This window comes from Pseudoalteromonas sp. BZB3, assembly GCF_040104455.1.
Taxonomy (GTDB): Bacteria; Pseudomonadota; Gammaproteobacteria; order Enterobacterales; family Alteromonadaceae; genus Pseudoalteromonas.
Window position 1 is genome coordinate 64,947 of record NZ_JBECOS010000018.1, and the last position, 12,906, is coordinate 77,852.

Annotated in this window: 7 protein-coding genes; 5 read left to right on the forward strand and 2 right to left on the reverse strand. The window is 41.8% G+C overall.

Annotated elements, in window-relative coordinates; all coding sequences use genetic code 11:
• Positions 1–130: 130 nt before the first annotated feature.
• The 5 genes from ABMY35_RS19355 to ABMY35_RS19375 all read left to right on the forward strand — a co-directional run bounded on the left by ABMY35_RS19355 (position 131) and on the right by ABMY35_RS19375 (position 11,066).
• The gene (locus tag ABMY35_RS19355; protein ID WP_349287718.1) at positions 131–2,635 is read left to right on the forward strand and encodes a TIM-barrel domain-containing protein; all 2,505 of its coding nucleotides are present in this window, start codon (positions 131–133) and stop codon (positions 2,633–2,635) included.
• A gap of 1 nt (position 2,636) precedes the next feature.
• Entirely contained in the window at positions 2,637–3,617 is a 981-nt protein-coding gene (locus ABMY35_RS19360; protein WP_349287719.1) for a glucokinase, read from the forward strand.
• 194 nt (positions 3,618–3,811) lie between these two features.
• Entirely contained in the window at positions 3,812–7,966 is a 4,155-nt protein-coding gene (locus tag ABMY35_RS19365; RefSeq protein WP_349287720.1) for a response regulator, read from the forward strand.
• Positions 7,967–8,182: 216 nt separating this feature from the next.
• Positions 8,183–9,667 carry an MFS transporter gene (locus ABMY35_RS19370; RefSeq protein WP_349287721.1) on the forward strand — a complete coding sequence of 495 codons (1,485 nt, stop codon included), beginning with the start codon at positions 8,183–8,185 and terminating at the stop codon, positions 9,665–9,667.
• A 304-nt stretch (positions 9,668–9,971) separates the two neighbouring features.
• A complete protein-coding gene (locus ABMY35_RS19375) occupies positions 9,972–11,066 on the forward strand; it encodes a cytochrome c peroxidase (protein WP_349287722.1) in 1,095 nt (364 codons plus the stop codon).
• Between the two features lie 67 nt (positions 11,067–11,133).
• Here ABMY35_RS19375 and ABMY35_RS19380 read toward each other — a convergent pair whose 3' ends face one another.
• On the reverse strand, positions 11,134–12,147 hold the full coding sequence (locus tag ABMY35_RS19380) for a LacI family DNA-binding transcriptional regulator (protein WP_349287723.1): 1,014 nt from the start codon (positions 12,145–12,147) through the stop codon (positions 11,134–11,136).
• Positions 12,148–12,391: 244 nt separating this feature from the next.
• Positions 12,392–12,838: an inner membrane protein YiaA gene (gene yiaA / locus ABMY35_RS19385; RefSeq protein ID WP_349287774.1), complete on the reverse strand. Its 447-nt coding sequence runs from the start codon at positions 12,836–12,838 to the stop codon at positions 12,392–12,394.
• Positions 12,839–12,906 lie beyond the last annotated feature (68 nt).

Genomic DNA, 12,906 nt, shown 5'->3' on the forward strand with positions numbered 1-12,906 from the left:
TTATAATATTGTCATAAAGAATACGCGTTATGATTTTTTCGTAACAGCCTTTGCATACGTATTCAGGATTTGCAGTTTTATGAATGACGCTATGATGCAATCATCAAGAAAAATGACAAAGAGGTTGGGTGTGAGTAAAGTTTTTTTGGGTATTAGCCTAGTTACAGGGCTGCTTTTAAGCCCACTCATTGCAGTACAAGCTGTTGAAAATAAGAACAATGACAAACCTTATACGATTGCATCAAAAGCGCACAAATATGTGTCTCATAGCTATCAAAATGGTGAGCTGACGGTTACCACAACACTGGGTGATGTTACCTTCTCAGCACTGAACGACAGTGCCATTGAAGCGGTATTCAATGCCAAACAAGCTGCGGTTTCGGCAAATAACCTGCCTTCTTATACCATCAGTGAAACACACCAAGACCACACCTTACTCTTTAGTCAAAAAGCTTCACAGCAAGGCAATGTGCTTGTTGGCTCAGCAGGCAATATGCGTGTCGAAATTACCACGCAGCCTTATTCAGTAAGTTACTTTAAAGGCAAACAATTACTGGTAAAAGAAGAGCAAGGCTTTTACTCAGGCACTGTGATTGAACAGCATGACAGCCAAACTCAAGTACATAAAGTACACGGTGTTCGCTTTAACTTAAATGACAGTGAGCAATTACTTGGCACAGGCGAGCGCGTATTAGGTATGGACCGCCGCGGCCATCGTTTACCTTTATACAACCGTGCGCATTATGGTTATGAAACTGAATCAATACAAATGAATTACAGCTTGCCTGCGGTGATGTCGAATAAACAATATATGTTGTTATTCGATAACAGCGCCAAAGGCTGGGTTGATTTAGCAAAGTCTGAACAAAATGTTTTACAGTTTGAAGCAGTGGCAGGGCGTAACGCTTATATTGTCGTGGCGGGTGATTCTTACCCTAAACTTATCGCCAACTTCACCGATATCAGTGGCACACAGCCCATGTTACCTCGCTGGGCGTTTGGTAACTTTGCCTCACGCTTTGGCTATCGCACACAACAAGAAGTGATGGACACAGTTGCCAAATTCAAAGCACTGAATATCCCACTCGACTCCATCATCATTGATTTATATTGGTTTGGTAAGGACATTCAGGGCCATATGGGCAACCTTGTTTGGGATAAAGGCGCGTTTCCTGAACCTGAAAGAATGCTACGCGAACTACGCGAACAAGGCATTCAACCTATTTTGATCACTGAACCATTTATTCTTTCGAGCTCAAAACGTTGGGATGATGCTGTTGCGAAAAAAGTGCTGGCAAAAGACGCCGAAGGCAAGCCAAAAACGTTTGATTTTTATTTTGGTAATACCGGTATTGTCGACGTCTTCAACGACACAGGTCGAAACTGGTTTAATAATATTTATCAAGAACTTGCTGAACAAGGTGTACAAGGTTGGTGGGGCGATTTAGGTGAACCAGAAGTACACCCGAGCGATGCATTGCACACTCTTGATAATGGCCATCAAGTGTCTGCAGATGCCATTCATAACGCCTACGGCCATCAGTGGGCAAAAATGTTATTTCAACATTTACAAACGACGCAACCTGAACAACGTCCATTTATTTTAATGCGCGCGGGTGCCGCAGGCTCTCAGCGCTACGGCATGGTGCCTTGGACTGGGGATGTAAACAGAACTTGGGGCGGATTAAAACCACAAGTTGAGTTATCACTGCAAATGGGCATGTTTGGTTTGGGCTACACGCACTCTGACTTAGGTGGTTTTGCCGGTGGTGAGCAGTTTAATAAAGAGCTGTATATCCGTTGGTTACAATACGGTGTATTCCAACCAATTTATCGCCCGCATGGCCAAGAACATATTCCATCAGAAGTAGTATTCCACGATAAAGAAACGCAAGATATTTTGCGTCAGTTCATCGAACTTAGATACCAAATGATGCCTTATAACTACACGTTAGCGTATCAAAATAGTCAATCAGGTCTACCTCTAATGCGCCCCACTTTTATGGATGACGCTGCCAACACAGACCTTTCGAACAAAGATAGCTACCTATGGGGCGACGCGTTTTTTGTACACCCAATTACCTCCGCGAATTTAAGTTCTGTTGACGTCACGCTGCCAGAAGGTGTGTGGTTTAACTACTTCACAGGAAAAAAGTTCGAAGGCGGCAAAACACATAAAGTCGAAGTAAACCTTGAGCAAATCCCTGTGTTCGTTAAAGCGGGGGCAATTGTGCCTATGGTTGAGAAGTTCCAAACCACGCAAAACTACAACTCAGGGCACCTAACCTTACATTATTGGGCCGATAGCCAAGTGCAAACAGCAACGGGTAGTATGTATGAAGACGATGGCCATACCATGAATGCCGACAAACGTGGTGAGTTTGAACTACTTAACTTCGCGGCGAAGCAGAATAATAGCCAACTGGGCATGCTGCTTATGCGTCAGGGCAAAGGCTACAAGGGCATGCCTAAAGCACGTGAGATCACCTTAAAGATCCATAACTGGCAACAGCAGCCAAAGCAGGTTAAGGTAGGCGACCAAATTATTCAATCTTATGATTGGAATAATAAAAACAGCACCTTAACGGTGAAATTTAACTGGCAGCATCAGCCACTGACACTACAGGTTCAATAACATGACAACACAACAGTCTGAGTCTTTAACCCGTATTATCGCCGACATTGGCGGCACCAATATTCGTCTTGCGATTGTCGACGAGCAAGCCGACGGCTATTACCGCAATATCAGCACCTATAAATGTGCTGATTATGCCGGTCTTGCCGAAGTATTAAAGCTGTATATCAGCGAGCAGCAATTAGAAGACAATCGCTTAAGCGCTTGTTTAGCCATTGCATGTCCGGTGGATGATGATTTGATTTCGATGACAAACCTGCCTTGGCAGTTTTCTCAATCGGCATTAAAAGAGACATTAAGGCTTGAGTCTTTAACGCTGATTAATGATTACACTGCCATTGCCATGGCTATTCCACTCTTGAGTGATGCACAAAAAGTGAAAATCGGTGATGGTGAAGCCGTTGCTGATAAACCTATTTCAGTGTGTGGTCCAGGTACAGGGTTAGGTGTTGCGAATCTTATTCCTGTAGGTGACAAATGGCATTGTGTCAGTGGCGAAGGCGGTCATGTTGATTATGCCCCTGTTGGAGAGCTCGAAATCGAAGTTTTGCGTTTCTTAAACAAGATTAAGCAGCGAGTTTCTTACGAGCAATTGCTATCGGGTTATGGTTTAGAACAGGTTTATCAAGCTATTTCTGCCATTAAACAAAACCCAAACACCGAAAAACTCTCGGCACAGCAAGTATCAGAGCGCGGTTTAAACAATGACTGTGAATACTGCAATCTAGCACTCAATGTGTTTTGTCGTGTACTCGGCGCCTTTGCAGGCAATTTGGCGCTAACATGCAACAGTGTCGGCGGGGTCTATATCGCCGGAGGCATAGTGCCGCGCTTTGTTGATTTCTTAAAATCAACGGCATTTAGAGAGCGCTTTGAAAATAAAGGTCGTTTATCACACATTCCGCGTCAAGCGCCGACTTATGTGATCACAGAAAGCCAACCGGGCCTACTGGGTGCTGCAGCTTATGCGATGCAAAGCTAGCAGCTAACAACGAAAAGCTAAGTAGAGCTCTTACTTAGCTTTTCGCTTAAGTATTTATCAAATGTTATACTTTTTTACCCCTTCCAAATTCTGCTAAATAGCTAAAAAACCTGCTAAATTTAATTAGAAATAGTCCATTTTTTAAACTAGGCTTAAATTAACCTAGCTGCCTCTAAAAATATCAAAAGCCTTTTATGGATAAACTATTTAAATTCGCGCATGCTGTTTTCGTCTTACTACTTATTATTTCAAGCAAAAGCTATGCGCAGATCCCACTGCTAACTAATGAATATTCGATAAAAAAGCTCACTGCCGAAGAAGGGTTTGTATCATCTGAAATCTACTCCATCATTCAAGATAAACAAGGGCTGATTTGGTTTGGCACCGCAGAAAATGGCGTAATGCGTTATGACGGTCGCAAGGTCACACTATTCGAATTTGACAGCATGAGTGAAAATGGCCTATCGCATAATGATGCAGGCAATCTAATGCTAGATAGAAACGGGAATATTTGGATTGGTACTTGGGGCGGCGGGGCTAATAAATATAACCCTGCGACTGGGAGATTCGACACCTATTTACATGACCCAAAACGCATCGACTCTATTTCAGCGAACCGCATTCAATCACTGCATCACGATGAAGACGGCTCAATATGGCTTGGCTCTTACGATCAAGGATTAAATCTATATCTAGGTGAAAACAAATTTTCACATGTAAAGATAGCCACAGAGAAAGCCTCAGGCTTAAGCCATAATCGAATTTGGGATATTGAAAATAATGACAAAGATGCGCTCTGGATTGCCACCAGCTTCGGTTTAAACTTATTCGACAAAAAGAATTTAACTTTTAAGTATTTTTTTCCAGATCCAACTAACCATACCCCAACAGGTGCGAACGAGATTCGCCATATTCTCAAAACTCGCAGCGACCAAATTTATATTGGCACGCAACAAGGTCCTTTTAAATTCAGCCAAGACACTAAACAATTTACGCAGCTTGGTCTGTTTAATAATGAGAGCTTAGGCCAAGTTAACTCTATGATTGAAGACCAAGAGGGATTTATTTGGTTTGTCACCAGCAAAGGCGTGTTTAGGCTCGACCCTGCCGATGATGAAATCAAGCAACTCGAATTAGAGCACAATAACGGCTTACGCATTATTTTCGAAGACAGTGGCAGAACGCTTTGGATCACCAATGAAGTACAAGGTATTTACAAGCTGGTGCCTCACCGAAAATTTAAATCAATTCAAAACCCAGAGCTTGTGGCACCAAATGGTATTTTAAGGAATACAAACGGTGACTTACTAATCGCGACATCCAATTCCGAATTATTCAAATGGCAAGTTGACTCTCAAAAACTTGAAAAGCTCTCAAATGCTATTTTTAATGAGGAAAATGGCTTTAACAACAACCGCTTGCTAGAGAGACCTGTGCTTTATTTATCTGAAGATAATTTACTCTGGATTGCGCAAGATGATGGGTTGGCAACGTTTGATCTTGTTACGCGAAATATCGAGTTAATCACCTACCCCAAAAACGATCCAGGTCACAAAGAGTTTAGAGAGATCCGCGCTCTAAGTGCCGACACATTAGGCAAAATTTGGATAGGTACATACAAAAACGGGGTTTATACCTATGACACACAACAACGAAAGTTCACACACCTAGATTCAACTTATGGCCTTACCCACCCCGAGGTACTAGAAATATTTAGAGACGATAAAGGTAATATGTGGGTAGGCACAGGCGATGGTGCGAACTTATGGCAAGAAGATATGCAGTTCTTCATGCCCTTTAAAAATAACCGTTACAACCCTGATAGCTTGCTTGGCAGTATAGTCCAAGACATACACCAAACAAGAAGTGGCGAGATATGGATTGCCACGCAAAAGGGACTAAACCTTTACCAACCTGATGCGCAAAACTTCAAACATATAAAAAAAGAAGATGGACTACCCACCAATTTAATTAGAGCCATCGCCGATGACGCTGAAGGCTATCTATGGCTGACCACAAACAAAGGGGTTTCAAAGTATTCTCCGAAAAACGACACCATTAAAAACTTTGACAGCCAAGATGGTTTGTTAGGCTTGAATTATTACCCTAATAGCCTTGTAAAGGGCAGTAATAACACCTTCTTTACCAGTAGTCAGCGTGGTATTGAGTACTTTAGCTCTACCTCTTTGACCAGTAATCAGCTTGACCCAAACCTGATATTAACTGGATTTAATGTGATGGGGCAGCCAGTTCAGCTAGATAAGCCTTACTCTTATGTCACTGACATATACTTATCTCATCTAGATTATGTATTTTCTTTCGAGTTTGCTGTTTTAGACTTTATTTCACCCAATAAAAATCAATACGCTTACAAGCTAGAGGGGTATGACGATAAGTGGATTGAGATAGGTAATCGTAATATTGCCTCATTCACCAATTTAGATGGTGGAGACTATAGGTTTATGGTCAAAGCGACTAACAATAATGGGGAATGGAGCAAAAATGTACTCACCGTAAACCTGCATGTTTCTCCACCGCTTTGGCAAACTTGGTGGGCTTATTGTATTTATGTCTTGATATTACTGACCCTTATTTTCAGCGCTATTTATTTAAGAACACGACTGCAAAAAGTTGAAATAATAAGACAGAAACAATTTGTGACTAAACTTGAGCAACAAGTCTCTGAGAAAACTGCATCACTGGAATCTCAAGCCAAAGAGCTGGCTGCTGCACTCGAGAAAGCAGAAGAGGCTACGCAATTGAAATCTGATTTTTTAGCCAATATGAGTCACGAGATCCGAACCCCCATGAATGGTGTGATTGGTATGTTGAACCTGCTTAAAGCCGGAGAACTAAACCCTGAGCACGCGCATACGGTTGATATAGCTAGAACCAGTGCCAATTCTTTGCTGACTTTAATCAATGACATTTTAGACTTTTCAAAAATCGAAGCTGATAAACTCGAATTAGAAAATATTGAATTTGATATCAGGGAGTTGATTGAATTACTTGCCGAATCCATGTCACTCAGCGCGCAAAGTAAAGGTGTTGAGATTGTGCTCGATTTAACGGAGCTTAAAACGACGGCCATTAAATCTGATCCGGGTCGGATCAGGCAAATACTGACAAACATTCTTAGTAATGCCATTAAATTTACCGAACATGGCGAAATTGTTATTGCAGCAAAACTACTAGCAACAGACTCGTCAGATACCTTCGAGTTAAACTGCCAAATCCGCGATACAGGCATTGGTATACCTAACGATAAACTCATCTCATTATTTGATGCATTTAGCCAAGTTGATGCGTCCACAACCAGAAAGTACGGTGGTACGGGCCTTGGTCTCAGTATTACAAAGCGCTTATGTCAGTTGTTAGGCGGTGATATTAGTGTCACCAGTGAAGTCAGTGTTGGAAGCTGCTTTACTATCACTTGCCTTGTAACGAGTCAAAATCAATCAATCTCAGAACAGTTCGATCTCAGACACCTAGCGTTGAAGCTGTTGCTCGTCGACGCCAATAGTTCAAGTCGTTTTGCACTGAAGAAACAACTCAACGCCTGGGGGGTAGAAGTAGCAGATTGCGTAAGTGGTGAAGCGGCGCTAAACATCTTAAAAACACAGGATATGCAAAGCACAGCATCTTTCGATATTGTGCTATTTGATAAGTATTTACCCTGTATGCAAGGCGAGTCATTTGCGAAACAGCTCAGAACCACGACTAGTTTCAGAGAAACTAAACTCGTCATGATGGGCAGGCTTAATGAGCAATATAGTCAAATACAAATTATCGAATTAGGCGTTGATGCCTATTTTTACAAACCAATTACCCAAGCCGCCTTACTAAAATCTCTCGCGGTAGCAAGCGCTGAACTTCGTCATCAGCTTGAAGCAAATAATTCACAGACTTTAAGTGTTGAACAGGCAACAGCTGCACCTAATTCAGAGTCTGATTGGACTGCCAATGTTCACCTACTGCTAGTAGAAGATAATAAAGTTAATCAACTGGTTGCATTAAAAGTTTTAAGTAATATTGGCATAAAAACAGAAGTCGCTGAGAACGGCTTACAAGCCATTGAAAAACTTTCATCATCAAATGAACCTGAACCATTCACCTTAATTTTGATGGACTGTCAAATGCCTGAAATGGACGGCTATCAAGCAACTCAAGCCATTCGTTTTGGTGAAGCTGGCGATAACAATATTGCCATTCCAATTATTGCTATGACTGCGAATGCCATGCAGGGCGACAAACAAAAATGCCTTGATGCAGGCATGAGTGACTACATCACAAAACCAATTGTAGAAGAGCAAGTCATTGAAAAGCTCAAAGAGTGGTCGTTAATATAATCAGTCTACCTCTCTAAACGATCACTTAACCTAGTGTTTTACACAATGCTGAATACGTATGCATAACATGGTGGTTGTTTCATATACTCGGTAGTATTGATTGAATGCCATATTAAATGCCATTTTTTTACGGTTTAAACTGACTAATAAGTGAATACTAATTGGTCAAAATCACCAGCCAAAATATTGGTATAAATTCAAAATAAGAGTCGTTTTATGACCAGACAACAAACACAAAACACCAAGCCAAAATTGAGCTTCTGGCAGATCTGGAATGTCAGCTTTGGTTTCTTAGGCGTACAGTTTGGCTTTGCCTTGCAAAACGCCAATGCCAGTCGGATCCTTTCAGACCTCGGCGCTGATCTTCATTCTCTTTCTCTTTTTTGGCTAGTAGCCCCTGTAATGGGCTTAATCATTCAGCCCATTGTTGGTTCAGCGTCAGATAAAACTTGGAATCGTTTAGGACGACGTAATCCGTATATTTTAGCCGGTGGTATTGCTGCAGCATTTGGTATGTTACTGATGCCAAACTCTTCAAACATTGCCACCTTTATGACACCACTCTTATTTGGTGCCATGATGTTGGCATTGATGGATGCTGCATTTAATTTGGCTTTCCAACCATTCCGCGCACTTGTGTCTGATATGGTATCTGAAGACCAACGCAACCTGGGTTATTCAATTCAGTCTTTCCTTATCAATATCGGTGCGGTTTTTGGCTCTATTTTACCTTTCTTACTGACCAATGTGATTGGGCTAGAAAACGTTGCAGATAAAGGCGAAGTTGCCCCTTCTGTGATTTGGGCTTTCTATATTGGTGCGACTGTGATGTTAGGCTCAGTGCTTTGGACTGTTCTGCGTACTAAAGAATATGCACCAGGCGAGAATGGCTTACCAGAATTAAACCAAGAAGCCGAAAAACTGCCACTTGGTGAGCGTCTTGCTGGTTTCTTCGGGCTTATGAAAACCATGCCTGAGACTATGAAACGTCTTGCTGTGGTGCAGTTTTTCTCATGGTTTGCTCTATTCATTATGTGGGTTTACACCATGCCTGCCATCACTCAACATATTTGGGGAGTAGATGCTAAATGGTTTGATCCTGACTACTTATCTCAAGTTGGTCAAGTTCCTGCGCATATTGCACAAGCTAAGGGTACTGCAGGTGACTGGGTCGGTATTATGTTCGCCGCATACTCGGTTTTTGCTGCTATCGCATCATTATTTATGGCAAAAGTTGCCAACCAAATAGGTCGTAAGCTGACTTATTCTGTCTCACTATTAGCTGGCGCCATTGGCTATATCAGTATCATTTTCTGGCAAGACAGTACGCTGACAATGGTGAACTTAGGGATCACTGAAATCGAAGTACCACAAGGTGCAGTGATGTTACTTATATCTATGATTGGTGTTGGTATGGCGTGGGCGGCCATTTTAGCCATGCCATATGCCATTCTTGCTGGTAGCTTACCGCCGAAACAAACTGGTGTGTATATGGGTATTTTCAACTTCACCATTGCCGCGCCACAAATTGTATCGGGCTTGTTTGCAGGTTGGATCTTAACCTCAGTATTTGAGAATCAAGCGATTTACATCATGATGATGGCAGGTGGTGCAATGCTGCTCGCAGCCTTAGCTGTTTACTTTGTAAAAGAAAATGGGTCGGAAACAACTGAGACCACTTCAGAGCAAGCAACAGCTTAATACGAGAATCAAAGTAACGTTTAAAAGTTAAAGTTGATTTAACTTTATCCCATGCGAAAGGCCGGTTGAAGCCAGACTTCAATCGGCTTTTTTATATCGTTATCCCTTCTCATTGAGAACCTTTGAACATTCCCCTCGTACTATTCATTAGACATTTTTTAGACTGCTATGCTTTTATCCTTTTCGCAATAAACCGGGAGCGATGGTACAACTCTCTGTAGCCATGTTTTGCTGCTTCTCCAACCGTTCACTGTTCCAATTATTAAATAAAACAGTGAACTCTGTATTTCTGCGGAAGATGTGTATGAGAAAATTATTATTACTTACTAGCTTGATAGCCCTTAGCGCATGCAATAATGACCCACCTGTTTTTATTGAAGATGATAACAACATAGGCAGCCTGCCAAGCACTCCCCCTTCACCAGAACATAATCCAACAACTGATGAAAAAGTTAAATTAGGTAAACTACTATTTTGGGACCCTATTCTATCGGGAAATAAAGATATAGCCTGTGCAAGTTGTCATCACCCAAATCATGGTTATGCTGAAAATTTAGACTTAAGTATTGGAGTGGGTGGCTCAGGTTTGTTTGAAAATAGACATGGCGGAAAGCTTATTCATCGCAACGCACCAACGATTTTAAATACCGCCTTTAATGGTATGGATGAAGACGGAGCAGTAGAGCCGCTAAATAGCCCAATGTTTTGGGATAATCGAGCCACCTCATTAGAAGAGCAAGCTTTGCTCGTTTTGCAATCAGACGTTGAAATGCGCGGTGATACTATTTCTGAAGACGAGATTATGCAGGTACTTTCAGAACGTTTAATCAATATTGCCGAATATCGCAGCCTTTCTAATGATGCATTTGGCGATGAAACTATTAACGCCGAACGTATCACACAAGCAATTGCCGCTTTTGAACGCAGTTTAATCGTCTCAAACAGCCCTTTTGACCTGTATGCACGCGGAGATGAAAACGCCTTAACCGAGCAACTAATTCGCGGTATGGATACTTTTGTTCAAGCTGGTTGCGCAGAATGTCATGGTGGTCCAATGTTCTCTGACTTTGAATTGCATCAACTTCCTGTAAAAGAAAACGCCAAGTTAGTACAACTAGGGGTTGTTGATGAAGGAAATGAGAAACGCTTTAGAGCACCATCATTGCGTAACCTTTCTTTCACAGCGCCCTACATGCATAAAGGCACAGAAGCCACATTACGTAATGCAATTCTGTTCTATGATGACATTGCCAACCCTGGAAACTCAGAAGAGCTGGCTAATTTGAATTTTGATGATGTAGATTCAGAAACACTAGATGCTATTGAGGCTTTTATTCATGCTTTGAGTGATGATAGCTTTGACACAAGAGTATTCCGCAGACAGTGCCAAGCAGCTTAAAGCCTGGTGGGAATATATAAGCATTTGTTGTGAATGTGGGGAAAAAGCCCACATTCTTATTTCTTCTTTAACAAGACTGCCTAACAATTAGCTGAGGCTCAATTAAACGGCTTTCTACCGCTTTGCCTGCTATCATATCCAGTAACGCTTCGACCAATAACTCGCCTGCGCGTTTTGTATCTTGTTTCACCGTAGAGAGAGGGGGTGAGGTAAAGTTAGCAACGGCAATATCATCAAAGCCAACGACTGCCACGTCTTCAGGAATGCTTAAACCATGCTCTTTTAAAGCTCGCATTGCACCTACCGCAATCAAATCACACGCTGCACATATTGCATCAAACTCAACGCCTGAGTCGAGCAATTTTTTCGCTGCATCATAACCTGCTTCTTCAGTATATAAAGCATTTATTTGCAGCTTATCATCTGCCTTAATACCGTACTCTTCTAGCGCTGCACAGTGGCCTTTATATCGGTCGAAAAACTCTGGCGCATGACTTGATGCTGTGCCTAAGAAAGCTAACTTTTTACGGCCTTGCTTCAATACATGTTGTGTGATTTCTTTACCACCAGCAAAATTGTCACAGCCAATTGCAGAGCCTTTGAGTTGATCTTCACCCACACCCCAGCGCACATAATGCGTGCCTTGTGCTGACAGTTTTGTTAGCTTTTCAGCAAAGTCGACATAGTCACCATAGCCCAGCAAAATGAGACCATCAGCTTTGTTACTGTCTTCAAAATCGGCATGCCAATCGTTACTGGCTTGCTGAAACGAGACTAATAAGTCATAACCTCTATCTGCACAGGCACGAGTAATGCTGCCCAGCATAGACAAAAAGAAAGGGTTAATGGCTGAACCATCATCGGTAGGGTCTTCAAAAAGTAACAAGGCTAACGTATCACTGTGTTGAGAACGCAGGTTACTGGCGTTTTTATCAACTTTGTAATTTAATTCTTTAGCAATTTTTTGCACTTTTTCGCGGGTTTCTTGGTTCACCAAAGGGCTATTGCGCAAAGCGCGCGAGACCGTTGATTGAGACACCCCAGCAAGGTAAGCGATATCGAAAGACGTTGCTTTTTTCACAAACAAAACTCGTAGTTAGACTCATGTAAGAATATACCTGAGTAGACCTTTTATGTGTAGTTAAAAGCACAGGATTGATTAGTAAAGTAAAATAAGGTTAAACAAAAGCGCGGGGGAAACCCCGCCTACAGGAAAAACCAACATCCAGCATTGATAGCTGACTGTAGGCGCGACTTTATGTCTCGCAAGTAAGTGCAAAAAAGCGTGGGGTGAACCCACGCTTTTGTAAAATAGTAATGCTTATTTATGATTGAGACTCTAGGTCAACTTCTTCTCTAACTTCATCATCACCCAATGCCATCACGTCTCGTACGTTCTTTTGCACTGTTATAGCAGCAAAACCACTCAATAAAAACGCCATGGCGTAAAAACCTTTTTCGCTCAGTAACAATTCTGCGTTTACTAGTCCCACAGTTAACAGTGCGATTGCAGATCCAGCAGCGGCCCAGCACATCATAAAATAAGGTTTTGAAATAGTGTGACCTTCCATTTTATCGCGGATGGTCTTTTGTAAAGACACGAATGAAAATAGGCCAAATAACAATACTGCTAGGTAATAACCTTTTTCATTCAATTGCATGGTGGCATTTGCTAAACCAATTAGAAATGCCGTGACACCTGCTACCAACATGGCAACGGATGCCATTCTAAATGCCTTACTTGGTTTATTGATAAGTACTTGTTTATTCATCACCTGTGTCTCCATTATTCTTGAATTCGTTACGTCTTGTAAGTGGCTTCAGTATTAGAGACATAGTC